At 47.1% G+C, this 25,196-nt stretch carries 25 protein-coding genes; 17 read left to right on the forward strand and 8 right to left on the reverse strand.

Going from position 1 to position 25,196, the window contains the following annotated elements; genetic code table 11:
- On the forward strand, positions 1-1,671 hold a 1,671-nt coding region (locus tag H9I36_RS10775; protein ID WP_222864695.1), incomplete at its 5' end, for an RNA-binding protein.
- 46 nt (positions 1,672-1,717) lie between these two features.
- Positions 1,718-2,239: a hypothetical protein gene (locus H9I36_RS10780; protein WP_187385364.1), complete on the forward strand. Its 522-nt coding sequence runs from the start codon at positions 1,718-1,720 to the stop codon at positions 2,237-2,239.
- A 2-nt stretch (positions 2,240-2,241) separates the two neighbouring features.
- Here H9I36_RS10780 and H9I36_RS10785 read toward each other — a convergent pair whose 3' ends face one another.
- Positions 2,242-2,745, reverse strand: coding sequence for a hypothetical protein (locus H9I36_RS10785; protein WP_187385365.1), 504 nt, complete (start codon positions 2,743-2,745; stop codon positions 2,242-2,244).
- On the opposite strand from H9I36_RS10785, the gene H9I36_RS10790 reads away from it, so the two are divergent.
- Positions 2,720-3,058: a hypothetical protein gene (locus H9I36_RS10790; protein WP_187385366.1), complete on the forward strand. Its 339-nt coding sequence runs from the start codon at positions 2,720-2,722 to the stop codon at positions 3,056-3,058. The genes H9I36_RS10785 and H9I36_RS10790 overlap by 26 nt on opposite strands.
- On the opposite strand, the gene H9I36_RS10795 is transcribed toward H9I36_RS10790, so the two are convergent.
- Entirely contained in the window at positions 3,055-4,029 is a 975-nt protein-coding gene (locus tag H9I36_RS10795; RefSeq protein ID WP_187385367.1) for a hypothetical protein, read from the reverse strand. The two genes, H9I36_RS10790 and H9I36_RS10795, sit on opposite strands and share 4 nt — an antisense overlap.
- A gap of 131 nt (positions 4,030-4,160) precedes the next feature.
- On the opposite strand from H9I36_RS10795, the gene H9I36_RS10800 reads away from it, so the two are divergent.
- Together H9I36_RS10800 and H9I36_RS10805 are read left to right on the forward strand one after the other, a co-directional pair.
- Positions 4,161-4,409, forward strand: a complete 249-nt coding sequence (locus H9I36_RS10800; protein ID WP_187385368.1) for a hypothetical protein — start codon at positions 4,161-4,163, stop codon at positions 4,407-4,409.
- Positions 4,410-4,650: 241 nt separating this feature from the next.
- Positions 4,651-5,484, forward strand: a complete 834-nt coding sequence (locus H9I36_RS10805; RefSeq protein WP_187385369.1) for a BRO family protein — start codon at positions 4,651-4,653, stop codon at positions 5,482-5,484.
- Positions 5,485-5,594: 110 nt separating this feature from the next.
- Here the strand turns inward: H9I36_RS10805 and H9I36_RS10810 are convergent, their stop codons facing one another.
- Entirely contained in the window at positions 5,595-6,650 is a 1,056-nt protein-coding gene (locus tag H9I36_RS10810; protein ID WP_187385370.1) for a tyrosine-type recombinase/integrase, read from the reverse strand.
- A gap of 422 nt (positions 6,651-7,072) precedes the next feature.
- On the opposite strand from H9I36_RS10810, the gene trhA reads away from it, so the two are divergent.
- From trhA to H9I36_RS10830, 4 genes are all read left to right on the forward strand, one after another.
- Positions 7,073-7,978: a PAQR family membrane homeostasis protein TrhA gene (gene trhA, locus H9I36_RS10815; protein WP_187385371.1), complete on the forward strand. Its 906-nt coding sequence runs from the start codon at positions 7,073-7,075 to the stop codon at positions 7,976-7,978.
- Positions 7,975-8,691 (forward strand): manganese efflux pump MntP, encoded by a 717-nt coding sequence (locus H9I36_RS10820; RefSeq protein ID WP_187385372.1) that lies wholly within the window; start codon positions 7,975-7,977, stop codon positions 8,689-8,691. Before trhA ends, H9I36_RS10820 begins: the two co-directional genes overlap by 4 nt.
- Positions 8,692-8,700: 9 nt before the next feature.
- Positions 8,701-9,492 (forward strand): TatD family hydrolase, encoded by a 792-nt coding sequence (locus H9I36_RS10825; RefSeq protein ID WP_187385373.1) that lies wholly within the window; start codon positions 8,701-8,703, stop codon positions 9,490-9,492.
- Positions 9,493-9,826: 334 nt separating this feature from the next.
- Positions 9,827-11,518: an AMP-binding protein gene (locus tag H9I36_RS10830; protein WP_187385374.1), complete on the forward strand. Its 1,692-nt coding sequence runs from the start codon at positions 9,827-9,829 to the stop codon at positions 11,516-11,518.
- A gap of 20 nt (positions 11,519-11,538) precedes the next feature.
- Here H9I36_RS10830 and H9I36_RS10835 read toward each other — a convergent pair whose 3' ends face one another.
- The gene (locus H9I36_RS10835) at positions 11,539-12,441 is read right to left on the reverse strand and encodes an Rpn family recombination-promoting nuclease/putative transposase (RefSeq protein WP_187385375.1); all 903 of its coding nucleotides are present in this window, start codon (positions 12,439-12,441) and stop codon (positions 11,539-11,541) included.
- 658 nt (positions 12,442-13,099) lie between these two features.
- Positions 13,100-14,545: a leucine-rich repeat protein gene (locus tag H9I36_RS10840; RefSeq protein ID WP_187385376.1), complete on the reverse strand. Its 1,446-nt coding sequence runs from the start codon at positions 14,543-14,545 to the stop codon at positions 13,100-13,102.
- Between the two features lie 594 nt (positions 14,546-15,139).
- Here H9I36_RS10840 and H9I36_RS10845 point away from each other — a divergent pair.
- The 4 genes from H9I36_RS10845 to H9I36_RS10860 all read left to right on the forward strand — a co-directional run bounded on the left by H9I36_RS10845 (position 15,140) and on the right by H9I36_RS10860 (position 17,590).
- Positions 15,140-15,751, forward strand: coding sequence for an SAM-dependent methyltransferase (locus H9I36_RS10845; RefSeq protein ID WP_187385377.1), 612 nt, complete (start codon positions 15,140-15,142; stop codon positions 15,749-15,751).
- 153 nt (positions 15,752-15,904) lie between these two features.
- Complete coding sequence (locus tag H9I36_RS10850) at positions 15,905-16,921, forward strand: peptidoglycan DD-metalloendopeptidase family protein (protein WP_255422736.1); 1,017 nt, start codon at positions 15,905-15,907, stop codon at positions 16,919-16,921.
- A gap of 121 nt (positions 16,922-17,042) precedes the next feature.
- On the forward strand, positions 17,043-17,321 hold the full coding sequence (locus tag H9I36_RS10855) for a type II toxin-antitoxin system RelB/DinJ family antitoxin (RefSeq protein WP_255422740.1): 279 nt from the start codon (positions 17,043-17,045) through the stop codon (positions 17,319-17,321).
- Positions 17,288-17,590: a type II toxin-antitoxin system YafQ family toxin gene (locus H9I36_RS10860; RefSeq protein ID WP_370586970.1), complete on the forward strand. Its 303-nt coding sequence runs from the start codon at positions 17,288-17,290 to the stop codon at positions 17,588-17,590. The genes H9I36_RS10855 and H9I36_RS10860 overlap by 34 nt, the downstream gene beginning before the upstream one ends.
- 59 nt (positions 17,591-17,649) lie before the next feature.
- Here H9I36_RS10860 and H9I36_RS12960 read toward each other — a convergent pair whose 3' ends face one another.
- Positions 17,650-17,949 carry an ATP-binding protein gene (locus H9I36_RS12960; RefSeq protein ID WP_255422737.1) on the reverse strand — a complete coding sequence of 100 codons (300 nt, stop codon included), beginning with the start codon at positions 17,947-17,949 and terminating at the stop codon, positions 17,650-17,652.
- A 496-nt stretch (positions 17,950-18,445) separates the two neighbouring features.
- On the opposite strand from H9I36_RS12960, the gene H9I36_RS10870 reads away from it, so the two are divergent.
- Positions 18,446-18,991, forward strand: a complete 546-nt coding sequence (locus H9I36_RS10870; protein ID WP_187385380.1) for a hypothetical protein — start codon at positions 18,446-18,448, stop codon at positions 18,989-18,991.
- A 112-nt stretch (positions 18,992-19,103) separates the two neighbouring features.
- On the opposite strand, the gene H9I36_RS10875 is transcribed toward H9I36_RS10870, so the two are convergent.
- Both H9I36_RS10875 and hflX read right to left on the reverse strand, forming a co-directional pair.
- On the reverse strand, positions 19,104-19,601 hold the full coding sequence (locus tag H9I36_RS10875) for a flagellar basal body-associated FliL family protein (RefSeq protein WP_187385381.1): 498 nt from the start codon (positions 19,599-19,601) through the stop codon (positions 19,104-19,106).
- Between the two features lie 3 nt (positions 19,602-19,604).
- Positions 19,605-20,852: a GTPase HflX gene (hflX, locus tag H9I36_RS10880; RefSeq protein WP_187385382.1), complete on the reverse strand. Its 1,248-nt coding sequence runs from the start codon at positions 20,850-20,852 to the stop codon at positions 19,605-19,607.
- 229 nt (positions 20,853-21,081) lie between these two features.
- Here hflX and H9I36_RS10885 point away from each other — a divergent pair, with 229 nt between their 5' ends.
- The 3 genes from H9I36_RS10885 (at position 21,082) to H9I36_RS10895 (ending at position 25,196) form a co-directional block, all read left to right on the forward strand.
- Positions 21,082-23,640, forward strand: coding sequence for a cache domain-containing protein (locus tag H9I36_RS10885; protein ID WP_187385383.1), 2,559 nt, complete (start codon positions 21,082-21,084; stop codon positions 23,638-23,640).
- 108 nt (positions 23,641-23,748) lie between these two features.
- The gene (locus tag H9I36_RS10890; protein WP_187385384.1) at positions 23,749-24,174 is read left to right on the forward strand and encodes an acyl-CoA thioesterase; all 426 of its coding nucleotides are present in this window, start codon (positions 23,749-23,751) and stop codon (positions 24,172-24,174) included.
- Positions 24,174-25,196 carry a methionine ABC transporter ATP-binding protein gene (locus tag H9I36_RS10895; RefSeq protein WP_187385385.1) on the forward strand — a complete coding sequence of 341 codons (1,023 nt, stop codon included), beginning with the start codon at positions 24,174-24,176 and terminating at the stop codon, positions 25,194-25,196. Before H9I36_RS10890 ends, H9I36_RS10895 begins: the two co-directional genes overlap by 1 nt.

Consider the following 25,196-nt stretch of genomic DNA (forward strand, 5'->3'; position numbering starts at 1 on the left):
GAAGATTTGGCGCGCGTACAGCGCACCATCATAAGCCCGTCGTTTTATGTACTCGACGTATCGCCCGAAATACAAAGCGTGCCGTGCAAAGCCGACGGAACATTGTTTGACAACACGGCGACGGTTGAAATCGTCGCAAAGCTGTATTTCGGCATAGACGATACGGACAAAGGCGTAAACCGTTCGGCGGCGCTTGAGGACGGAATGATCGTCGGAACATGGGACGACAACATTTTGACGCTTCCCGTATCATTGCTTACGTCAAATACGCTCCGCGTTTTTATTACCGTAAGCGACAGTGAGAATAGGACACGGACGGCGATCGCTACGGTAAATAAATTGTACGCAGGCGATACGCCGTTTGTATACATTATGCGTTTGAGTGAAAACGCGGTACGGGTAAGCGAAGATAAAGAAATTATCCCCGCAAAAATCGCCGCGCAAAAATTAATAAAATCGGGCGCGGATTATATCGATACTGACTACGGCAATATAACCGTGTCGATCGACGGTGGAAAAGACCAGCCGGTAAAAACGGGCGATGTGTTTGTGTATATCGAAACGGACAATGGATTGCTCGGAGATGACGCGGGAAGATTTATATTGTTTGACGATGCCGACTATGCGGCAAACGGCGTAAAAATCCCATACGGCGCGAAGCAGTTGATTTTCCGCTACCGTACACCCGAAAATGTACTTATTCAAAGTGAAACTGTACCGGTGCTGTACGACGGTGCGAAAGGCGATAAAGGGCAACGCGGCTCATCTTATTGGGGTACGAAAAAACCGGACGAAGCGGTATACGGCGATTATTACCTCGACGTAAACGACGGCTATATTTACGAGTACAGCGCGACGTATAATGCGTGGATAAAAATCACCGATTACAGCGATTTCCGATACAAGCAGGCGATGAACGATATGCTCTCCGTTGCCGAACACGCGCCGAATATACAGTTTCTCGCCGTCGTAAACGCATGGGTAAAAAACCTCGTCGCGGGTACGGCGCTTATAAACGAATTGTTTGCGAAAAATATCATCGCACAAAATAAAATCGCGTCGAGTAATTATTACGACAAACAAGGGAACCCGACAGGCAGCGGGTTTTTGATAGACGCGCAGGCGGGCGACGCAGATTTCAGAGGCAATACACATATAGGCGGCAATACCATAATAGACGGAAATACATTACTTAAAGATGTACAGATAAGCGGAAATTCTATATTTGAAGGTGCAATAAATTCGGGTCCGCTTTATTTGTCGAAAGAACATACAAATGCTTTAACTGTACGATTAACAAAAGGTATGACTTATTATCAGGTAAGAGCTGCTTTTATTGCGGCGGGTTTTGCATTTAATAATGGATATGCTTTAAATAAAATATTAAGCAATTATGACAATATCCATATTGGTTACTTTCGGTGGATGGATTATGATGGGGATTTTTTAAGAATCTGGGTTGCAGATGCTTATGGTTTGAAAGAAAAAGATGTGGCTGTTGTCACAAGATATACCGATCAACCAGATAAATATTACTTAAAAAATAATTTTTATTTAACACAAGAAGACTATAATTCATATACTTTCCTTTTGCGAAATCTTCCAACACTAAAACCAACTACTCGAAATGCTATTTGGAATGATAACGGTACGCTAAAAATCGTAACTTGATTTATATTAAAATAGGGTATATTATGTAATAGAGGTATTAATAGTTATGAGAAAAATTATATTTATTACTTCCGTTTTTATATTGATTTCTTTAAGTGCTTGCAATATTACCGAACCGAATAGGATAGAAAATGCAACAGTAACGAACAAATCTTCGATAACACCGATTGATTTTAAAACGGACGGAATTACTTATAGTGTACCTAGTGGCGTCAGTAACAGTATTACGATACAAACGAGATGGACAGACGTTGTCGAATTATTAAACAATCCGAGAGCGCTGGCTAATAAATATTATGATTATGCAAACGGCGATAAATTAAAAATAGATTTTGTCGATATGCCCGTATATAAGTTTAAGATAAAAAATAATTCAAATTCCAATATAACACTGAAAGAAGCGAATAATTTATTAACCGACACATACGGCGGAACACTTACGTTAACGGCTCATGCAGAGGAACAGAATGTCAATATTTATACTGAACAACCCCTTTTATCAGTTGTAACACCGACGGATGTTCCTTTCGTAATAAAGAGATATGGTAAGGTTATTATTATTGAATAGCTTTAATAAATCTTCAAATAATATTTTTTATCGCTTTCATTAAAATAATTTTCATAGCGATAACCGCCGACATCGCAAGTAAAATCAAATTGTACATCGGTAGGCGTAATTCGAGTGTGAATAATGTGCGATGCCGACGGGGTAATTGTTATCGACTGCGGTACAGCAAATCTATCGTTTTTTATTTTTACCGTTATTTGATGTGTAAATGTATTGTTGATATTTAATTCATAGGTCGGCATATCTTCAATCGTTGCGTTTTCCGCATGAGTTTTAAAAACAACCGGTACGTCGGAGATAATTTTTCCCGCCGGAAAACTCGGCAGTTTCAGTGTCATCCGCTCCGCCGCCGCAAGGGTGAAAACTTTATCGCCGTACGACGTAAGCGTAAATTGCGCCGTATGCGAGGAATTGTTGATAATATCTCTCTCTCGTACCGTAGAGATAACCGAATCGCACGAAGTGAAAATAAAAACGGGTATGAAAAATAACATGAGTTTTCGCATACGTTTAGTATACAGCGATTGCGCAAAAATGCAAGGGTTTTCGAATGCTGCTGCCTTTATAGAAAAAACGGACAATTTAATTAAACAAGGTCAAGCGACGGCAGTAAATGGATTAAAGGTTCTTGTAGCTGGAGAACATGCTCATAATATAGGATCTAGTGAGAATGGCTCTGGGGCATTTCCAAGAGGCTATTATTCCACACAACATTCTGTTTTATCAGGATATGCAGGAAATCATTATCATTCATTGTCCGGAGATACTGAAACAAGACCCACTAACTATACTGTCAATCTCTGGCTTCGTACCGCCTAAGCAATACGCAACCATAGTTGATGTGTAAAGTTAGTAGGTCGGGTTTCATTATCATTGCTTCCCAAATAAATGTTGTCTTGAGCGGTCTTTAATGGTATTCGATCGCCGTAAGACACTTTGTTTTCTTGAGAAGCATCAAGACGATTTGTGTCCTTCGAAGAACCACCCCAACTTGAATGGGCTAAATCCACTTTATGATTATGTCCAGCAGTGGTGTTTGCCATACCTGTACCATCAGACCTACTATTCAGCCACAAACCGTTCTTAGCAGTTGCGTCTTTCTGTTTAATTAATTCGTCCGATTTATTTATAAACGCCGCCGCATTACCGCCTGTCGCGCGGAAGAACGCTCCTGCATACTGCTCTTGCAGCGCCCACTTTGTACAAATAAACAAATCTTCCGGCGCTTCCTGCTGCGGGTATTGCACGTATATCTCTCCGATGCGTGGACATGATAACCCTTCCCATTTGCTACCGTTCCAGATAATCGTTTGTATTTGTTTTACTTGCAACGTCGAATCGCCGTCGCGTGCTGTAGTGCCGCGTATGATATGTGTTTTATCTGTCGTATTAATAATTTTTACTTCGATACCTGCATACGATCCATCGCCGAGTGTTAATACGATTTCGTTTGTTGCGGAGATAATAACAACTCTGTCAAATTCAATAGCACCTATATCACTTGATTGTGCGATTGTGTCTTTTGCGACCGTTGCTTGTATGTTATCGCATGGTTGCGGCACTCCGTTTTTATCGATGTATATCGGGACCCCTCGCGTTCCTACTTTCAGCGGAGCGGCTTTTGTTCCGAGATGTGCCGCGTATTCCGCGTTTACAGATTTCCCCGCCGTTACATCTTTTAGTTTTACGCCTTTTGTTGCTTCGTTTTGTGCAACTAATAAAATGTCATCGTCGCTCGCCGAAGCCGCAGGAGCTTTATTGTATATCTCTTGTATCGTTGTCGTTGCCATATTTTACCTCTACGTATATAGTCATTTTGGTAAATTGGTAGAGAGGCAAAAAATAATTATAAACGTAAGGCTATGCAACCCGCTATTTTTGACGTATATTTAGATAAGGAAATAGAGGAGCAACACTGGGTATGAATAGCCTAAATACAGATCTATTGATAACGAATAACTTAAAGAAAATAATAAATAAACAATTTCCGTTATTGAAAATATTTATTTTTTATAATAAAGACGAAAATAAATTTTATGTAACTGTTTTTGATGAAAAATTATATCATTCATCTGAATATCAACAGTTAATTATGAAAATAAAAATAGAATATTTATGGAAAAATAATATAAATAATTACCTTTTTGTTTATGAAAGGGGGGCGCAGTAATTTTTCAAAAAACAAGAATATATTTATCCGCAAAACAGCTTCAGTACAAAATACAGCGCGATTACAATAATTCCTATGCTTATTGCGATATGCACGATAATCATAATTACGGCTATAAAACATATAATAAGTTTTTTGAGTAAATCGCCCATACCTATATAGTCATATAATCGTTTTATGGGGCTAAAACATTTGCGTCTAATAAAAAAATACCGTATAATATAAAAAAAGAGGTGCGAAAATGGCTAATGAATTAACACTCTTTGAGGGTAACGATCCCGATTTTGAAAAATTATCTCATCAAAACGGTAATCTCTATTGGTATGCCTCTACGCTTATGCAAGCATTGGGATATGATGAGTTTAAAATAAATGCGCAGCCGATTTTAAAAGCATCGCAAGTCTGTACGAATGCGGGTATAAATTACATGGATCACTTCATACCATGCGACAACGAAAAAGACGGAAAGCATATTCGTGATATGAAGCTTACCCGTTTTGCCTGTTACCTTGTTGTAATGAATGCCGATATAAAGAAACCGAATGTCGCAAAAGCACAGGTGTATTTTGCGGCTTTAACGAATGCCGTACAGGAATATTTTATCGAGCAGGCGGATATAGAGCGTATCGATTTGCGAGGACAAATATCGGAACACGAAAAAGCACTTGCATCGACGGCTAAAAAATCCGGTGTTCAAAAGTATGGCTTTTTCCAAAATCAAGGATATATGGGGCTCTACAATATGCCCTTGTGGAAGATTAAACAAATAAAAGGTATTCCCGAAAATCGTACACCATTTGATTTTATGGGACGCGAGGAATTGGGCGCCAATATTTTTCGAATAACACAGACCGAAGCAAAAATCAAGCGTGAAAATATTACGGGACAAAAAGGATTAGAGGACGCAGCATATAACGTCGGTCGTATGGTGCGGAATGTATTAAAAGAAAACGGATCGACACTGCCCGAACAGTTGCCCCCTAGTCAGGATATAAAACAAATAAAAAGCGACTTAAAAAAGACGAATAAGGCGTTTAATAAAAAAGATAAATTAAAAAAGCCTCCTAAAAAGTGAAATCAATAATTATCTTTATGTTATAATTCCCTTTAATAATTTCTCCTGCGCCGTATATACTTCGGGCATCATCTCCGCGCGACCAGCTTAAAACTATTTGACTAAATTAGTTATTTATTTAAGAGTAAAAATCGCTCGCGTTGCCATTCAAGTATTTCCGTTAAATCTTCCGGCTTAAATGAGGTATATACGTCTGCAATACCGCGAAGCGAATGCCCCGCAATGCTTTCCACTTTTAGTGGATTAACGCCAGAAGATTTCGCGTCAGTTATAAAGAAATGACGCAACGAATGAATTGTTAATTTTCGAGCTTCGGCATTTTCGATTTGTTTAATAATAGGGTTTATATTTTGATAAATGTATTTTATGGAGTGCGGCGTTTCGTGTATTAACGATATAAGTTCCGATATAATCGGAATGTGCCGTGATGTTTTAGTTTTAAGTGGTAGGTATTTTTTGCCTATTAATTGTTTAGTCAAATTAATAAAATAAAATTCATTTTGTTTAATAATATCAGATGATACTATGCCCGCACATTCTTTAATGCGCATACCTGTAAGCGCAAGTAAAATAATAAGTTCACGTTCGTAAATGTCTGAAATTGATCGCACTAGCAAACATATCTCATCAAAAGAAAATGAATCGCGGCTTGTACCTGACGGCAGAGGCGCGAAATTCTCAAATGGATTTTTTGCGAGTAAACCGTCTCGTTGTGCATTTACGGTTATGATTTTCAGTGTCGCCATAATTAAATTGATGGTACGATTTGCAAGCCCTTGTGCAATAAGTTTTTGACGCATAGATATTAAAAACGAATAATTCACGTCCGCAATTCTTACTCTGCCTGCTAAAGGTATGATATATGTATTTAATGCCATACGATACGCTTTGATCGTGTTTATCGAATATTGGCCTTGCGCTTGTTTATCTTTTACAAAATCTGAATCATCGTTGAAAAAGTTTTTTGCATATTCGGATAATAATTTTGATGTACCTGTCCACAATAAGCCCTCTTTAAATAGTCGCTCACAATAGATTTGCGCCGCACCCTTAGAGGTGCAGCCTGTTGTTTTTGCCGAAGTCCGAATCCCGTTGAAATCGTACGTGCGATAATACCAATAGTCTCCGCGCTTATAAAGCGAAAACGCTTTTTTATAACGACCCATAAAATACCCCTTGTTTTGGCTTCATTCTGGCTACTCTTGTTTGCAATTTATTGTATTATAAAAGAATAAAACATACAATGAGTAACAGAGTATTATATACCGAAAAGGTCAATCGCGCAACGCAAATGAAAACAAATACAAACGAAACTGAACCGCGCGTTCGCCGATATATCACCGTCGTATATTGCCGTAACGGGCGTGACTTGTTTTAATAATTATTAATTTGGGCGTCCCCTGCCGTCCGGCAGGTCGCGTCCTCCAGGATTCCGCTTTCGCTTCATTTGACGGCGGGCTTTGCCCGCCGCCAAACGCCTTCGGCGTCCTTCCGGCCGCTGACGCAGGGATCGGGTACGCTTTCGTTTCGGCGTGACCGTCGGTTCATCGTCATTGCGTACCGCTGCGTCCTCTGCTATAATGACGCCATGACACGGGAAGACAATGCTGCGTTGCGCGCCGTACGCCGTTCGACGCTAAAATCGATCAACGCAAAAAAGAAAGAGCGTATCAGACAGATAAAAGCGAATTACGATTCGGATATCCGCGAAATAAATATCAAATACGCAAAGGATCCCGAACGCTTGCGTGCAAAATACGCTGCCGACGATTACGCGAAAAGCGAACGCGCGAAGCGTCGAGCCGAACGCAGGATAGCGAAGGAAGAGCGCCGTATCGAACTTCGCGGAAAGGAACGGCAGCTTTCGCTCGGTGAAGAGATCTTCAGCGCGATCGTACAAGGACTCGGTGTTCTCGTGTCGGTCGCGGCGACCGCCGTCCTTGCCGACCGCGCGATAACCCATGCGAACGACGCGCTCCGTGTGTTGTATGTTTCCACATTCGTATGCAGTACGGGGCTGATGATCGTCATGTATATCATGTCGACGCTGCATCACGCACTCATGCCGGAAAGCGCAAAAGAAGTATTCGATCGGCTCGCCCATTGTTTCGTCTTTCTCGTACTCGGAAGCGCATATACGTCGTTCATACTGATTTTCGCTCGCGGTGTCGGAGGCTGGGTGCTCTTCGGCCTCGTGTGGACAACCGCAGTCGTCGGCATCGTGCTCTATGCGGTGTGGGGCAGCGAATTGAAAATCGTCAACACCGTATTCTATTTTGTCATCGGCTGGGCGGGGCTTTTTCTCATGCGGCGCTTCTACCTCGAACATGCGCTGCGAAGTTTCGCATATCTTGTCGTTTCGGGGCTTTTGTACAGTTCGGGCTGCGCCTTTTTTCTCTTACGCAAGATCAAATACATGCATGCCGCCGGCAACGTCCTTATGCTCTTGGGAACGCTGAACTTGTACGCGTCGTTATTTTTTTCCGTCGCATGAGTTTTGCCGAATTGCTGCTGCTCGGCGTCGCGCTTTCGATGGACGCGTTTACCGTAAGCGTGACAAACGGCATGACGCTCGGAAGCGTGCCCCTGCGCTATGCGCTCGCCGTATCGCTGACTTTCGGTACATTTCAAGCGCTTATGCCGCTGATAGGATTTTTCGGCGGCAGTTTTTTTTACACATACATCGAAGCGATCGATCACTGGGTCGTACTTGTACTGCTTTGCGCTCTCGGCGGCAAAATGATTTTCGAGGCGGTGCGGGAACTGCGTGCAGCAGAACGTAAAAACACGGACTGCGAAACGGCTTTCGCCGCTGCGCCTGAGGCAGCCGAACAAGGCGATACGGTGCTGCAGAAAGCCGTACAAAAAATTAATAATTTTACGGAAACGGCGGACAAAAAAGATATTCGACGGAACGCTTCGTGCCGCCGGCGTTTATCGCCGTCCCTGCTTTTGGTGCAGGGGATCGCGACAAGCATCGACGCGCTTGCCGTCGGTATAAGTCTTGCCGCCGTGAATGCGAACATCACGCTCTCTGCGGTGACGATCGGCATAACGACGGCGCTCATCTGTTTTCCTGCGGTATACATAGGCAAAAAAACGGGAGATGCGCTCAACGATAAAGCTCGGCTTGCCGGCGGCTGCATACTGATCGGAATCGGGATAAAGATATGCGTTCAGCATTTACTCGAACGCGGCGGTGTGTAAGCAGGGTCTATGCTTGTCGATTTTCACACGCACTTGCATGCGTACCGGCGCGGAGATGAGCGCGATGCGGCTCTCGAGTGCATCCGGCAAAATGCAATCCTCACGGTCGCATCCTCCGTCGATACGGCAACGTGGAATGAAACGCTTTCGCTTGCATCTCTTGTTTTTCACTCCGAAAGAAAATTAATAATTCCTACCTTCGGCATTCATCCGTCGTATTGCGCGGGTTTGCCGGAAAACGAGGGCGAACTTGCCGCACTGCTTGAACCGTACCTGTGTGCATCGCCGGTCGTCGGAGAAATCGGGCTCGATTTTTATTGGGAAAAAAAGATACCTCACGAAACGCAGGAGCGCGTGTTCCGCTGCATACTCGATCATTGCGAACGTACGGAAAAATATTGCGTCGTGCATACGAAGGGCGCCGAATCGCGCATTGCAGACATTCTCGCGGACTTTCCGCACGCAAAGCCCGTCATCCACTGGTATGACGGACCGGATTCGGCGTACGATGTTTTTTTATCGCGCGGGTATATGCAGACATTCGGCTGCGAAGTGCGCTATTCCGATCGTATCAAAGCGCTGCTCGATCGGACGCCTCTTGAGTTTTTGCTTTCCGAAACGGATAATCCGACGGGAGAAGTGTGGCTCGGAGGCGAGGATTCGTCGCCGCTTTTGATAAAGCGCGTCGTACAAGATATCGCGAAAGTAAAGGGGATCGAAGATGCGGAGGCGGAATCGATTTTGCAAAAGAACGCCGGAAAAATTCTTGCAGCGTCGAATATCGGACAATATATCGACTAGTAGGTCGAAAGTCGAGTTTCGAAAGTATTTCTAAATAAAGCTATGCTTTCGGCGAGAACTTCGTTCGCTGCGCTCACTACCGAGTTTGCTCTGCAAACTCGCCGTGTATGCCGCGGTCGAGCTTTTAGGGTAGGCTTCCGCAAGCCTAACGCTCGAAACGGCACGCAGCCGGAACCTCGCCTCCGCATCATTTTATTCACTTTCGAAACTCGCCGTTCAGTTGGTGAACGAAACAGTTGGAAAATTTCGAGTTTTAGAAAACTCGAAATTAAACCTAGTATTATTTACGGGTATCGATTATACTGTGCGGGTTGAGTTGAAGAGGGATTGTTACATGGTGTTGTATAAAGAATTTGTTGAAAACGACAGGGACTATCTGTCCTATGAAGATTTGAAAAAGAATTTTAAAATTAAAATTCCCGACAATTTTAATTTTGCATACGACGTCGTAGACCGCTATGCGGCGGACGATCCCGAAAAGCGGGCGCTTGTATGGTGCGACGATTGCGACGAAGAGCATATATTTACGTTTGCCGATATTTCGGAGATGTCGAAACGCACGGCAAATTTTCTCACGGCGCACGGAATCGGAAAGGGCGATTCCGTCATGCTCATTTTGCGCCGCCGGTATGAGTTTTGGTGGTTTATCATCGCGCTGCACCGGATCGGTGCGATCGGCATCCCGGCGACGGATCAGCTGCTCGAAAAAGATATCGAATACCGCAACAAAGCCGCCGAAGTGAAGATGATCATTTCATTCGACGAGCCGAAAGTGCAGGAAGAGATCGAAAAATCGCTCGCCGCTTCTCCGTCGGTAAAGACGCTCGTGACGGTCGGAAAGGAGCGCGGCGTCTGGGTGAACTTTCACAAAGAGATCGAAAAATACGATGCGCATTTTGATCGGCCGACGGGCGACAAAGCGACGTGCAACGAAGATATCATGCTGCTGTATTTTACGTCGGGTACGTCCGGCTATCCGAAAATGGTGCAGCACAATTTCGTATATCCCCTCGGCCATATCGTGACGGCGAAGTATTGGCAAAATGTCGTCGACAACGGTTTGCATTTGACGATAGCCGAAACGGGCTGGGCAAAAGCGGTGTGGGGAAAACTCTACGGTCAGTGGCTTGCAGGCTCGGCGGTCTTTTCGTACGATATGACAAGCTTTAAACCGGACAGGATGCTGCAAAAGATTTCACACTATAAAGTGACGACCTTTTGTGCGCCGCCGACCGTGTATCGCTATCTTATCCGGCAGGATTTGAAAAAATACGATCTGTCGAATCTGCGCTATTGCGTGACCGCGGGTGAAGCGCTCAACGCGGAAGTGTACAATAAATTCTACGAGCAGACGGGCATTAAAATGTTCGAAGCGTACGGGCAGACGGAAGCGACCGTCATCATCGGCAATTTTCCCGGCATGGAGCCGAAGCCCGGTTCTATGGGAAAGCCTGCGCCGGGCTACGATGTCGATATCATCGCGCCGAACGGTACGAAGTGCGAAGCGGGAGAAGCGGGAGAAATCGTCATTCACGTCGACAAAGAGCGCCCCTTCGGTTTGTTTTCCGGCTATTACCGCGATTTTTCTCTGACGGCGGCGGCCTTCGACAGCGGACTCTATCATACCGGTGATACCGCTTATTATGACAGCGACGGCTATCTGTGGTTTATCGGACGCAACGACGATATTATTAAAAGTTCGGGCTACCGCATCAGTCCGTTCGAAGTCGAAAGCGTATTGATGAAGCACCCGTCCGTGCTCGAATGCGCGGTGACGGGCGTTGAAGACAAGCGGCGGGGCCAGATCGTCAAAGCGACTATCGTACTCAATGCCGGCTTCGAGCCGTGCAAAGCGCTTGAACTTGAACTGCAGGATTATGTAAAGCATCAGACGGCGAGCTACAAGCACCCGCGCATCATCGAATTTGTTAAAGAATTGCCGAAGACGATCAGCGGTAAAATCCGCCGCGTCGAAATCCGCGAAAAGGACAAAGATTCGGTGATGAAAAAGAAAGGCAGAAGCTGAAACCGTTTCGGCGGGGGATGCTATGACCGTTCGACTTTCGCTTCGGTGAGGCCGGTAGCTTGCACTATCTTTTGTACGGAATCGCCGAATTGTTTTAATATCTTCGCCGTTTTGAGCTTTGCTTTGTATGAGCCTTCGGAAATGCCCGCTGAAAAACCTTTCGCTTCACCCTGCACAATACCTTCCTGCAATGCGATTTCTCTTTCTTCTTCTCGCTGCACGGCGATGTCGACATCGTAATCGTATTCGGCAATCAGCATATTCATCACCTCCCGACTTTTCCGCTGTAAGTATTCCCGTAAGACGTCGTTTTGTATACACTCTTTGATCGCATTCTGGAAGCCGTTTTCGCTGTCAAGTTTCGTATGTCTCCGTACGGCGTCTATGAACAGAGTGTACTCTTTTAACGGTTTACACGTATGCAAGATTTTACTTCCCTTAGTATAATTGATATTCATCACGCTGACAACAAGTTCGAGGCAAGGCTTTTCAGGTGTCGTCATAAAGGCGTCGGAAAGACGGAGCGTTGCGCTTTTAGGATAATCTTCTTCGCTGTTGTAGAACACATAAAATTCCGGTGAGGGTATCTTTTTCAGTCTGCGAAGATAGCGGTCGCGAGGGTTTTGGATGCGCTCGTAGAGACGCGAGGCGTACTGCAAAAAGCGCATCGGCATGTTTTCGTTTACCGTAGACTGATGTTCGATCAATACGATGATCTTTCCGTCGACGAGGCAGGCCACGTCGTTACGAAAGGCCATGTACATCACCTGTTCGAGACGGAGCGGTTCAAGCTCGGTCGATGCATCGAGCTTTGTCCCGTGCAAAGCGTTGTAGAGCAAAAGGAAGTTCGCTTTTGCGTTTTTGTCTTCACTGAAGAGATCAACGAATACCGAATCTTTATACCGCCGATTATGCTTTGCCATAATAAAACCTCCGCAAAATATTCACTATATAAATCGCGGAAATAGTGCGATTCCGGAGTTTTTTAGAAAAGATTTTCAGCCAAGCGGAATGCGGCAAAAGGGAACGTGTGACAGGGCAACTGTACCGGATGTTCAAGTCTGATTCGATTAGGGTCGGCTGCGTGATTTGCAATGAACGCGTTAGCGCGAAGTTCCCCGCGCAACTTGCAGCGAGCGCAGTTTTTGCCCTTATGTATCTAAAAGGTCGAAACTAGCCGTTCAGTCGGTGCGTGAAGCTATTGAAAAAATTCGGTTTTTAGAAACCTTGAAATTGAACCTTTTATTTGTGCGGAGGGTTTAATACCTCGACACTTGCGTCGGGGTTGTTGATTTTTAATTCGGCTTTGTAGGCTCATCGAGTCGTGAAAACTGTTTGCCCGCTGTCTTTCCGCAATTCGGCAAGACAGCGGCCGAGGGCATTTTCAAAGTTACTTCTAAAAACTGCCGTTTTTAGAGGTTCCGAATAAAAAACCGCCCCGAAGCCGGAACTTTCTCCGACTTGGGAGCGGTCACTTATTTTAATTGGTAATATGTAATTTGTAATTCGATTACCGATTAGCCATTACCGATTACACAGTATCGATGCTCCATTCAGCCGAATTATCGATTATTGATTGGATTACGGGTTAGGTGGCGCCACACTTTCAAACTTTGCTTTTTGTTCGGTAGTATCGGCACCGGGAACAGCCATAGCAGTAAGCGCTTCATCTGCAGTGTAGGCGTCATAAAAACGCTCCGGCACCTTTATGCTGTTGGCATCGAGTCCGGTGCAACCGGAGAAAGCCTCATTAAACCTATCGGGAAGATAATTACACTTAAGCGTAACAGATGTTATATTTGTACACTTTTTAAAGCAGTATCTCATATACACAACACGGTTCGGTATCGTCGGGGCTGTAGTTAATTCTTTGCAGTTATAAAAGCACTGATCCATATTCTTAACGCCGTCCGGTATGTTCGGAACTGTCTGTAAGTTTTGGCAGTCGTAAAAGCACTGCTCCATATTCGTAACTTTGTCCGGTATGTTCGGAACTGTCTGTAAGTTTTTGCAGCCGTAAAAACAGTTCATCATATTCGTAACGCTGCCCGGTATCGTCGGGGCTGTGGTTAAGTTTTTGCAGGCGTTAAAGCAGTACCTCATATCCGTAACGCCGTCCGGTATGTTCGGAACTGTGGTTAAGTTTGTGCAGCCAGAAAAACAGTACTTTATATCCGTAACGCCCTTCGGTATCTCCGGAGCTGTGGTTAAGTTCGTGCAGCCGGAAAAACAGCCGCTCATATTCTTAACGTCGTTCGGTATGTTCGGAGCTGTCTGTAAGCTTGTGCAGCCGTAAAAGCACTCTTCCATATTCGTAACGTTGTTCGGTATCGACGGAGCTTGCTCAAGTTTAGTACAGTTTTTAAAGCACTGCTTCATATTCGTAACGCCGTTCGGTATTTTAACCACGCTTACGAGGTTTTCGCACTTATAAAAGCAGTAGCTCATATCAGTAAGACCTGCTATTGTTTCCGGTAATTTAAGCGCAACTTTTTTATCTGAATTGGCTTTCAGCACTTCTCCGAGCGGGCTCGAGCTCGCTTCAGAACCAGAAGAGGGAGGGGGGCTTCCTTTTAAGTCCGCTGCATTAAGATCGGGTATTTCGATTTTATGGACTGTCGAACCTCTTGGCAGACCTTGCAGGTAGGTGGCAAGATTTGCATAGGTTACAGGGGTGTACTCAGGCGGAGTGGCGGTGCTTTCAAAACTCACCTGCACGGTTACCGCTTCGGTAACGGGGTGCTTGAACGTGTTTGTTGTATTGTCAACTACCGTTTCCCCGTTTAATTTCCACTCTTTTACCCGGTAGTCTTTATCAGGTACTGCGGTAAAGGTTACGGTTTTACCTTTTTCGACGTTTATGGAACTCGGCTCTGTTTCCTCTATGCCGTCCGACTGCGCTTTTAGCGTGCCGTTCTCGCCTTCTACGCTGAAGCTTACCGTGAATGTCTCGGCTGTGTTTGTGCCGCCTCCCGTCTCTCCTCCGGAGTTACCGCCGCCGGAATCGCTGCTGTTGGTACAGCTCATAAAAACCGGCGCTGCGGCAAAAAGCAATGCGCAGGCCGCCGCAATGGATAGTTTTTTAAAAAGGGTTTTGCCGAATGCCCCCCCCCTATACATACGTAAGGGATGTATTTTTACTTTGTTCATCATAAACCGCCTCTGAAAACTTTTGCAGGAAGCACGGCTCTGTTACCGAATGTTTTCTGCATCTTATTGGTATTATATCACATTTTTAAAAATTTCACAATTATTCGTGCGGAGGGTTTAATACCCCGACGCTTGCGTCGTAACAAAGGGTATTAAAGCCGACTGCAACCACCTTATAAGAACAACATACCCCGACGCTCGCGTCGGGGTTGTTGATTAAATGCTCGAAGCGATATAATTTTTTTGCGGCGCGGATAAAGGCTTGTGCCGTCTGTCTGTGCGGAGCGATGCGAAATCGTTTTTTTGCGAATAAGCGATGTATTCACAGTACGCCTACGCCCGACCGGAGTACCGCGCAGCGTCCGCGCGTAAGCGCGGATGAGGGTTACCGAAGTACGGAGGGCGGGATCTTCCGATACGTGCCGTCCCCTCTCTCATGAAATATCCTTTTTTTGCCGAAATTAATGTGATATGTCTGCAAAACAATCGAAGGCTTATGCGGAGCCGGATTTTTGGTCGAAAAAAGCGTTTTCCGAGGGCTACCCCGCGCGGTCGGTGTACAAGCTGCGGGAGATCGACGAAAAATTCGATTTTATTCCGAATCCGAAAAATTGTACCGCTCTCGATTTGGGTGCGGCTCCGGGCAGCTGGACGATGTTTTTACTGCGGAAGTTTAACGGGGAAGGGCATATCGTTTCGTGCGATTTGAACGAGCTTGCAAAAAACGTCAAGGGCGATAATTTGACCTTTATTCAGGGCGATTTGAATGATGCGGCGGTCAGAGAAAAGATAGGTGCGCTCGGGCCTTATGATATCGTCGTGAGCGATGCCGCCCCGCTTACGACGGGTAACCGCATCGTCGATACGGCACGTTCGGAGCAGCTGGTCGATATGGCGTTATGGTATGCCGAGTCGATGCTGAAAACCGGCGGCAATATGGCGGTAAAGATTTTTCAAAACGGCAGTCAACAGGCGCTGCTGCAAAAGATGCGCGCCATGTTCGAATCGGCGAAAGGGTTTAAGCCCTCCGCGTGCCGTTCCGAATCGTTTGAAACCTACCTTGTCGGTATCGGAAAAAAGTGACGAATTGCCGCGGCACTTGCAACGAGCGCGAAGTTTTTCGCACAAGGGGCAGGCTTGCTGCCGGAAATGCGGCGGAGAGTCGGACGCTCGATTGATATTTGCGGCGATTTGAGGTACAGTATGTTCATACACGGTTTGAAAGCGGCGGACAGTATGATAAAAAAGTTGCGCGATGTATTGTATAGGCTCATCCCGTCGCAGGGCGGCAGGCTCGTGTTCCGCAGCATTGCGGCATTTTGTTTCGGAGCCGCCGTGTGCGCCGGACTTGCAGCTCTTGCGGGCGGCATACGTACCGAAAACGGCGTCGGCGGGCTTGAAACGCCGGGCGTTCCGAAATTTTCAGAAGATGTCCTTTCGATTACCGATTCCTCTGCTTCGGATGAAGATATCGCTTCCGCTGCCGCGCTGCTTCCGGGCGGCGAAGGAGCGGCGAAGGAGCTTACGTATTTTACTTACCGCGTCAAATCGGGCGATATGATCGGCGTCATTGCCGATACGTTCGGCGTAACACAGGACACGATCATCAGCGTAAACGCCATCCGCCAATCGCGCCTTTTGCAGGTAGGTCAATATTTGAAGATTCCGTCGATGCCCGGCATTTTATATACGGTCAAGCAAAACGGCGAAACGCCTGAAACGGTCGCTGCGAAATTCGAAGTGAGCGCGGACAAGTGTGCGCTTGTCAATTCACTTTCCAAAACTGCGGCGATGGATTCCGGCGTTACGATTTTCGTTCCCGATGCGGAGCTCGATTGGGTTACAAAGCAGGAAATCAACGGTGACTTGTTCAGGCGGCCGCTGCACGGACGCTATTGGCTTTCGTCGTATTACGGATGGCGGAAGAGTCCTTTTACCGGTGCCCGTTCGTTTCATTCGGGCATAGATATGGCGGCTCCTCACGGCACATCGGTGTATGCGGCGCTCCCCGGCCGCGTTGCAGCCGTCGGCTACAATGAAACCTACGGCAATTATGTCATCATCTCTCATCATTCGGGGTATCGGACGCTTTACGGTCACATGAGCGCGGTAACCGTCGTGCGCGGACAAAACGTCGACATGAACACGCGTATCGGTCGTGTCGGCAATACGGGGTTGAGTACGGGACCGCACTTGCACTTTACGGTTTTTAAAGGCGGGAAGACGGTAAATCCGATCGGCCTGCTGCGATAGGGGCTGTCTCAAAAGTCGGTTAGTTTCTCGAAAGCCTCTTGCACGAAAGCCCTTGCAATTGCTGGGCGATAGCCGTATAGTTAATATATAAACGAGTACGGGAGATATAAAACCTATGTCGATGACGTCTACTTTCAGTATAAAAATGGACTCCGATATAAAAAAACAAAGCGAGTCTCTGTATAATGCTCTCGGTCTCAATTTAACGACGGCGATCAATGTTTTTCTCCGAAAGTCCATACAAGCGGGCGGATTTCCGTTCGACGTGCGCTTGGATACCTGCAACGACGAAACATTGCAGGCGATAAAAGAAGCGGACGTCATACACGATGAAATAAAAAACGGATACAGGGTTCCGTTTGCTTCGTGGCAGGAAGCAAAGAAAAGTCTGGCGGAATGAAATATCGGTTTGAGTATACGACGAAATTTAAAAAAGATTATCGTAAACTTACCGATCAAAAAATTATCCGCGAACTCGATATCGTTATCGATAAACTTTTGAACGGCGAAACGCTCGAAGCAAAATATCAAGATCATCCCTTGCTTGGTAATTACAAGGGATGCCGTGACTGTCATATTCGTCCCGATGTGGTTTTAATTTATAAAAAAGAAGAAGATATTTTAGTTTTGACCGCTTTACGGGTCGGCACGCACAGCGAATTATTTTAAAATCAAGTAAAAGAATCTCCAAAAACGCGCTTGATTTTTTCGCGGACTCTGTCGCGCGTTTACGTTTCTTTTGCCGCTTCCGGCACGGCGAGTACGATCGTGCATCCCTTTCCCGCTTCGCTTTCGGTACGCACCGTTCCGCCGAGCGCGCTCATAATGCTTTTGACGATCGCGAGTCCCAATCCCGCGCCTCCTCCGCTTCTTTCGTGCGCTTCGTTTCGGCGCATGACGGCTCTCATGCGCATACCGCGGTACGGGCGCGCACCCTTGGGGTCTCGTGCATTTTGAGAAAGTGCGATCGTACAGCATATAAAAAATATAATCACCGCCGTGCCGGCGATTTTTTTACCCGTGACCATAGTTTCATCATACGGTATTTTCGTGGTTTTGTATCGCCGTTTCAGATTAAAATTTTTTAATCTTTTTCCAATGCTCCGTTCATGATACAAGGTGCGGAAAGCGCTATATTTTACGTCGGACGGTGCGATCACCGTACTACATTTTTTAGGAGGTACGATAAAAAGCGCCGTCTGAAATATCGCCGTCGCTGGAGTCTAGAGCCGAAAAACGCTGAAGCGTTTTTCTTTTATCGGAGACACTCGCGATTTCTGTACATTGCTCGAAATCGCACCGTTCTTATCTCGAGTTTGCTTGGATGTTTGCAGAAGGCGTGTATGCGTGTTGTTTCGATAACAATCGTATGAATATGATACACTGTATTTTGCAAACTCGATTATTAAACGTGTGCGCTTCGCTCGAAACTGCGCGCTGACGCGCTTGTTGCGAGATACGCGCCCGGCTAAAAAATTTTTCGGAAGTTGCAACTTCCTACAAAACTTTTTATAGGAGTATGATATGAAAACAAAAATTATTAAAAAGACGGTTGCGGCGGGTATCGCTGCGTTGCTTTTGGCAGGTTCGGTTTTTGCCGATTTGCACAAATCGAATTCGAAAAAACCGCCGCACGGAGGCGACTTTGCGCAGCGCGAAATGAATGCGGACGGCCGCTCTCCTATGCACGGGGAAAAACCCGTGAAGCGCGTCAGAGCGGCAGGTCCTATGCAAAATTCCGTCATGGGCGATTGGATCGTCCGTGATACCGATAAAATCGTCAAAGTGGAATTCGATCGCGACGGAACGATGGAAATCACGTGGAAACAGGGTTTTGCATCGGAAGTCGAATGGAAAGGCTATTGGACTGCGACCGATTCGGAAATCACGTTTACCGTGAAGAGCAAAGAAACGGAAACGTGGACGAACGGCAAAAAAAAGGAAACGCGTGAAAGCATGAACGAAGTGTGGAAGATTGCATACGTGAGAGACGGTGACACGCTTACGCTCACATCAAGCGATTTACCGAAAGAGGTCGCGGGCGGTACCGTGTATACTTGGGAGTATTGAAAAATCGCGCGCATGGCGCACTGCACTGCACATCGAACGGGATACGCGATTTACGTGTTTCGTTCGTGTCGGCAAGGTGTGCGTCGTGCAAAAAAAGTTTCATCTATTTTATCTATTCGATAAAAAGATAGTCTGAAAAATAGATCGCTTGAATTTTGTTGAGCGAAAGGCGTTCGTTGAGCGCCGTAAGCAAGTCGGCTTTGATTTTTTCTTCACCCCGTGAGAGCAGTTCGTCTTCCGTGTACTTTGAAAAATATTCCGTGATGACGGCTCTCATGATCGTGCTTTTTTGCGAAAGCTCTTCGTAAAAAGCCCTGTCGCCTGCGGGATAGGAAAACCACGGCGTGATGACGACGGGAGTTCCGCCGGCCGCTTTTTTCGGATCGGGCTTTGTCGCCGCGCGCAGTCTTCCGAGACCCGTAAAGGCGTCGAGCTTTGTGTTGTCGGGTGTGCTCATCGATGAAACGGCAAGCGGGGACGGATCGGGAGTGCGGATATTTTTTCCGGGCTGCGCTTTTTTCAACGCGAACGACACGAGCGTTCCGATGACGATCGCCGCCGCCAAAAAGGAAGCGATGAGGACGAGCACGCGATTTAAAATCGATTGCATACGTTACTCTACCAGATACGGCGTGATGAGCGCAAGTGATTTTCCTCGCGCGTATACCGTTACGTGTACGCCGTCTTCGAGCCATTGTTCGCTTAGGATGCGGCCGCCTTTGCGTATGTCGGCGAGGAGCGGGCTTTTGTCCGGAGGCAGTACGCATTTACAGCGTTTTCCGAACAGTGCGCCCGCAATTTTATCGCCGAGTTCGTCGAAGCCCGTCTTTTCTTTTGCGCTTACGGACAGAGAGTCGGGAAATTGTGCGCGCAGTTCGGCAAGTCTTCCGCCGTCTTTTTTGAGCGCGTCGATTTTATTTAATAATACGAGGCGTTCATTTTCGACCGCTCCTATTTCGCCGAGTACGCGGCATACGGTTTCGTATTGCTTTTCCGCATTCGCATCCGAAGCGTCTATGACGATGAGCAAAAGATCGGCGCGCACCGCTTCTTCGAGCGTCGATTTGAACGCATTGACGAGCGTGTGCGGAAGGTTTGAGATAAAGCCGACGGTGTCGGTAAGCAAAACCGCGCTTCCGTCTTTTATCCGCATGCGCCGTGTCGTCGGGTCGAGCGTTGCAAACAGTTTGTTTTCGACGAATACGTCCGCTCCCGTAAGCGCGTTCAAGAGGCTTGATTTTCCGGCATTCGTGTAGCCGACAAGCGCGCACGACGGAACGGAAACCTTGTTCCTCCGCTTGCGCTGCGTAACGCGCCCTGCGGCGACGCTTTTGAGTTCCTGTTTGACGCGAAAAATTTTTTCGCGCACTTGGCGCTGATCGAGTTCGAGCTGCGTTTCTCCCGAACCCTTTGCACCGTAATTGCCGCCTCTCTGCCTTGCCAAATCGCCGTACATGTGCGCGAGACGCGGCAGCGAATATTCGAGGCGGGCGAGTTCGACTTGCAAAACCGCTTCATGCGTTTGCGCGCGCGACGCGAAGATGCGCAAAATCACTTCTTCCCTGTCGAAACAAGGCAAGCCCGAAAGCTTTTCCCAGTTGCGCTGCTTCGTCGGTTCGAGCGTAAAGTCGAAGACGATGCAGTCCGCTTCGCACTCTTTCGCACCCGCTGCGATTTCTTCGGCTTTGCCTTTGCCCATGCCGTATGCCGGCTGCACTTCAAGCCGCGAAAGCGTAATCGCCGAAACGGTTTCCATGCCGAGCGTGTCGATAAGGCTTTTGAGTTCTCGAAGATCGTTGCCCGGCTCTCCGACGAGCACGCAGCGGATTTTCCGCTCCGCTTCTTTTTGCAGTTCTTCCATCGCGCCATTATACGGATAAACGCGCCGTTTTGAAAGTATTTTAAAAGCGTGCATATATCTGAGGAAAACGGGCGGTGTCTCAAAACACGATCGCTTGTTGCCGTCCTTGACTTCCGATCGAATCGTCGGTTTTGAAAGCGAATCGAAAAGCGATACTTTGCGTGCGAGGGGGGACGGCACTGTATTTTTATCCGTTTTATGCCGATACTGTAAGAGGAGACAGGACGAAGTGACTTCAGGACAGAAAATTGCCGTAAGTATTTTAACGACAGCCGTCATATTTGCCTGCTTTGTCGTTGCGGCATTTGCGGGGCTTTTTTCCAAAATCGAAGCGCGGTTTTACGAACCGGCTAAGATAGCCGATATTCGAAAGCAGCTCGATTCGGTCGCGGAATACGGCGATACGTACATCAATACGCTCCTCGAACAAATCGATAGCGGAGAAAATGCATATCTCTCCGACAGATCCGTCTCTTCGTATGCATTGACTTCTCCGTCGGACAGCGACGTGCAGCAGCGCGCACGCAGGACAGCCGCTCTTTTTTCCGAAGCGAGCGGACTGAACGGCATTCGCTTCATCGACGCAAACGGTCGCAGCGTTCATTTCAGTACCTATTCGTCGGACTTACTCAAACAAACCGACAATATGCGCATATATAAAAATTACGATGAACTGCGCACGCCGCTCGGCAACGACGAATTCGCGTTTTTCAAAGTGTCGGTACCCGATAGCGAAGAAGGAGAGCGGTACCGCATCGTATTCGACGGGGAAGACAATCGAATATTGCTTGCGTTTCCCTTTTACGATCCCTACGACGTATACCGCGGTACGATGATCTTTTACGTAAACGCGCAGGATTTCAACCGTACGCTTATCGAACGGAATCTCACGACGGTCGCGAATACGAGCGATCTTATTTCCGATACCACCGGAGCGATCGGAGGATTCGTGTTCGGTATGCCGTCTGTCGGACACGACGATATCGAGCGGGAGACGATTGCACGCTGGCGCGACAATTCCGCAGGTCCCGATAAGATAGCTTCGATACCCGCGAGCGGCGGCTCTGCAAAGGAATCGTATTGGATTTTGATTTCAAGCAACCGCAGCCGCTTTATGAAAGCTGCGGGCGTTTACCGAGATTCGATATTTCTCATGCCGCCAGCCGTACAGTTTCTTTTGCTCGCGTGCGTTTTTATTACGCTGTTTCTCACGATCTTTATGCTCTTCAATCTGCGCCGCGACGATATGGTCGTCATACGTGACAGAGTGAAGCGCTTTCAGCTTGCCCTCATCAACGAATATTTTGAAAATAAAGAAAATATAAATTGGGCGGACGTTTCCAAAAAAATCGCAGGGCGGAAAACCGAAGTTTCCGAAGCGATCAAAGAGAGTCTCGGAAAGCGGGCAAGGCGGCATCGCAAAGAAACCAATGCGCTCATCGATAAAAGCTGGAACGAGATCATCGGCGCGCTGAACGTCAAAACCAATGCGGACGCTGCGAGCGCATTGCAGGACTCAAAAGAGATCCGCAGAATGCTCGAAGAGATTTTGCGCAGCGGTACGATACATGTGCAAAGCGCCGTACCGCCTGCAACGGAAGCGGTGCCGAAAGAGATATCGCTTGCGCAGGAAAGCACGGAAAAAGGCATAACGTTTGAAACAAACACGGATGCGGTCAACGCGGCGACCGAAGCCGAAGAATCCTTTTTTAATAATATGATCGCGACCGAGTCCGCCGAAAAGGATGTGTCTTCCGTACATGCATCGCCTGCAAATACGCCTGCAGAAAATATGTCCGGTCATTCTGCAGAACCCTTTGAAGGCGGACAAATGTCTGCTGCGGAAGACGCCGACAGCGATACCGCGCAAAAGATCGATCTCTTCGGTGAAATACCCATGGCGAAAGAAAACGCGAACGGTTTGTCCGATGCGGATATAGAAATCGTCAACGCGGCGACGGAAGCTGAAGAAGTCTTTTTTGAAAATATGTCCGCTGCGGAAAAAGATACGGCTTCCGAAAATACGGCGCCTGAGATCGCTGCGGAAAGTGAAGCTTCGGCTGCTCCCGTCGAAAACGCGCGTGATATACATCGGGATGAAAGCGCCGAAATCGGTGCGGACAAAAAAGACCAAACGGAAGATGTCGACTTTTTTATGGGCGACGGCGCAGAAACGAAAACCGACACTCCGGCAGAAAGTACAAATTCCGCCGTGATTGCAAAAGCCGATGCGAAGCCCTCATTTGAGATGGAAGAGGTCGATATCGATTCGTTTATGGAAACGGCGGGCGATGTTCCTTCTCCGGATGCCGATATCTTTGCCGAACCGCTGCAGTTGGGCGAGCCGAAAACCGATACGGTCGCTCATGAAGAAATCAAACCGATCGATTTTGATGTCGTTTCCGCGCCGAACTTTTTATTTCTCGATGAAAATCGAAGCGGAGAAAAGCAGGGATATAATTCCGCTGCGGCGAAAGCCGATACCCCGCATGAGGTGTCGTTCGTCGACGGGGAAAACGCGGCAGATCGTACGGATGCGGCGGGCGACAGTGATGCTGCTGCCGATGCGGTGGATATTCTGCCGTTTGAAAACGAAAAAAGCGCCGTTCCCTTTTCGTTTACATCGTTTGCTTCGAACGAAGCGAAGATACAAAACCTCTCGCCCGTTTCCGATGACGTCATCATCGAAGGAAAGGACGGCGTATTTTCGATCGCGCCCGATATCGCACTTGACGGCGTTTCCCAAGACGAATCGTTCAAACGCTTAGTCGATTCCGTTATTAATTGATAATGGGTAATTCTCCTGTGCCCGACTTAATTACCGATTACACATTACCAATTACCAATTGTATTGCTATGTGTTGTCGCGCGCGTCGTTTTTATTTATACTGTCGGCATGAAATATTCGGCACCCCTTGTCGTGCGCACCTATGAATGCGATGCGTACGGTCACGTAAACAATGCGGTTTATTTGAACTTTCTCGAATACGGAAGAATGGAATACCTGCATCAAATCGATTTCGATTATAAAAATCTCGTTGCGGACGGATACTATCTGTACATTACGCATATCGACATCTATTATAAAGCGTCGGCCTTTCTCGACGATGAATTGTTTGTCGATGTCGAGCCGGTAAAGCTCGGCGTCATTCAGGGAACCTTTCATCAAATCGTGCGCAAAAAAGACGGGACCGTCTGCGTTGAAGCCGATGTCACGTGGGCGAGCGTCAAAAACGGTAAGCCTGCGAAGATCCCCGAAAAATACATGGTCGATGGCTTGTACCCGGACGGAGACGCGCGAAAACAAAAGGCGGTGCGCTGATGGATATCCGTTTAAAAAATCTTGTTAAAACTTATGAAGGCGGTGTGCACGGATCCGAAATCAATGCGGTGCGCGACATAAGCCTTTCGATTCCGTCGAATACGATTTTCGGCATTATCGGAAAAAGCGGTGCGGGAAAATCGACTCTCGTGCGCTTGATAAGCCTGCTCGAAAAGCCGGACTCGGGCGAAGTGTTTTACGACGGGGATCGTGTGGACGATCTTTCGACTTCGGATCTCATTGCACGGCGCCGGCGGATCGGCATGATATTTCAAAATTTCAATTTATTCAGCTCGCGCACTGCGGGGCAGAATATCGCCTATCCGCTTGAAATATGCGGCACGCCGAAAACGGAAATCGCTTCCCGAGTGGAGGAAATGCTTTCCATCGTCGATTTGGCCGACCGCCGAAACGCTCCGATCAGTACGCTTTCCGGCGGACAAAAGCAGCGCATTGCGATTGCACGCGCGCTTGCGGCAAAACCGGATATCCTCTTTTGCGATGAAGCGACGAGCGCGCTCGATCCGCAGACGACCGAATCGATTTTAAATTTAATAAGAAAAATACAAAATCAAATGAATCTCACCGTCGTGATGATCACGCATCAGATGGAAGTCGTGCGCGACGCGTGCAGTTATGTTGCGGTCATCGATAAGGGAAGCGTCGTCGAAGAGGGCAGGGTAAACGATATTTTTTTGCATCCGAAGAGCGATGTGACGAAGGATTTTTTGCTGAACTTGACTCCGACGAAAGAAGCGGGTGTCGACGGCGGCATTGTGCGCTGGTCGGAATGCGGAGGTAAATACGTTTTGCGTTTTATCGACACGCTTACCGATGAACCGGTGCTGAGCCGCATGGCGCAAAAATTCAACGTCGAATTCAATATACGCGCGGGCGGCATACAAAAACTTTCGGAGAGCCGCGTCGGGACTTTGATAACCGATATCGCAGGCGATGCCGATGAGGTCGCAAAAGCGATCGCGTATTTGAAAAGCGAAGGCGTTTCGGTCGAAGGAGAATGA

This window comes from Treponema sp. Marseille-Q4130, from assembly GCF_014334325.1.
In the GTDB taxonomy this organism is placed as follows: domain Bacteria; phylum Spirochaetota; class Spirochaetia; order Treponematales; family Treponemataceae; genus Treponema_D.

Excerpts from the sequence above, each read along its gene's own strand:
- H9I36_RS10855 (WP_255422740.1), top strand. The coding sequence starts at position 17,043 with ATGACGTCTACTTTCAGTATAAAAATGGACTCCGATATAAAAAAACAA.
- H9I36_RS10875 (WP_187385381.1), bottom strand. The coding sequence starts at position 19,601 with ATGCAATCGATTTTAAATCGCGTGCTCGTCCTCATCGCTTCCTTTTTG.
- H9I36_RS12960 (WP_255422737.1), bottom strand. The coding sequence starts at position 17,949 with ATGGTCACGGGTAAAAAAATCGCCGGCACGGCGGTGATTATATTTTTT.
- hflX (WP_187385382.1), bottom strand. The coding sequence starts at position 20,852 with ATGGAAGAACTGCAAAAAGAAGCGGAGCGGAAAATCCGCTGCGTGCTC.
- H9I36_RS10810 (WP_187385370.1), bottom strand. The coding sequence starts at position 6,650 with ATGGGTCGTTATAAAAAAGCGTTTTCGCTTTATAAGCGCGGAGACTAT.
- H9I36_RS10870 (WP_187385380.1), top strand. The coding sequence starts at position 18,446 with ATGAAAACAAAAATTATTAAAAAGACGGTTGCGGCGGGTATCGCTGCG.
- H9I36_RS10835 (WP_187385375.1), bottom strand. The coding sequence starts at position 12,441 with ATGGCAAAGCATAATCGGCGGTATAAAGATTCGGTATTCGTTGATCTC.
- H9I36_RS10895 (WP_187385385.1), top strand. The coding sequence starts at position 24,174 with ATGGATATCCGTTTAAAAAATCTTGTTAAAACTTATGAAGGCGGTGTG.
- H9I36_RS10780 (WP_187385364.1), top strand. The coding sequence starts at position 1,718 with ATGAGAAAAATTATATTTATTACTTCCGTTTTTATATTGATTTCTTTA.
- H9I36_RS10805 (WP_187385369.1), top strand. The coding sequence starts at position 4,651 with ATGGCTAATGAATTAACACTCTTTGAGGGTAACGATCCCGATTTTGAA.
- H9I36_RS10785 (WP_187385365.1), bottom strand. The coding sequence starts at position 2,745 with ATGCGAAAACTCATGTTATTTTTCATACCCGTTTTTATTTTCACTTCG.
- H9I36_RS10800 (WP_187385368.1), top strand. The coding sequence starts at position 4,161 with ATGAATAGCCTAAATACAGATCTATTGATAACGAATAACTTAAAGAAA.
- H9I36_RS10840 (WP_187385376.1), bottom strand. The coding sequence starts at position 14,545 with ATGAGCTGTACCAACAGCAGCGATTCCGGCGGCGGTAACTCCGGAGGA.
- H9I36_RS10845 (WP_187385377.1), top strand. The coding sequence starts at position 15,140 with ATGTCTGCAAAACAATCGAAGGCTTATGCGGAGCCGGATTTTTGGTCG.
- H9I36_RS10830 (WP_187385374.1), top strand. The coding sequence starts at position 9,827 with ATGGTGTTGTATAAAGAATTTGTTGAAAACGACAGGGACTATCTGTCC.
- trhA (WP_187385371.1), top strand. The coding sequence starts at position 7,073 with ATGACACGGGAAGACAATGCTGCGTTGCGCGCCGTACGCCGTTCGACG.
- H9I36_RS10825 (WP_187385373.1), top strand. The coding sequence starts at position 8,701 with ATGCTTGTCGATTTTCACACGCACTTGCATGCGTACCGGCGCGGAGAT.
- H9I36_RS10790 (WP_187385366.1), top strand. The coding sequence starts at position 2,720 with ATGAAAAATAACATGAGTTTTCGCATACGTTTAGTATACAGCGATTGC.
- H9I36_RS10820 (WP_187385372.1), top strand. The coding sequence starts at position 7,975 with ATGAGTTTTGCCGAATTGCTGCTGCTCGGCGTCGCGCTTTCGATGGAC.
- H9I36_RS10850 (WP_255422736.1), top strand. The coding sequence starts at position 15,905 with ATGATAAAAAAGTTGCGCGATGTATTGTATAGGCTCATCCCGTCGCAG.
- H9I36_RS10795 (WP_187385367.1), bottom strand. The coding sequence starts at position 4,029 with ATGGCAACGACAACGATACAAGAGATATACAATAAAGCTCCTGCGGCT.
- H9I36_RS10890 (WP_187385384.1), top strand. The coding sequence starts at position 23,749 with ATGAAATATTCGGCACCCCTTGTCGTGCGCACCTATGAATGCGATGCG.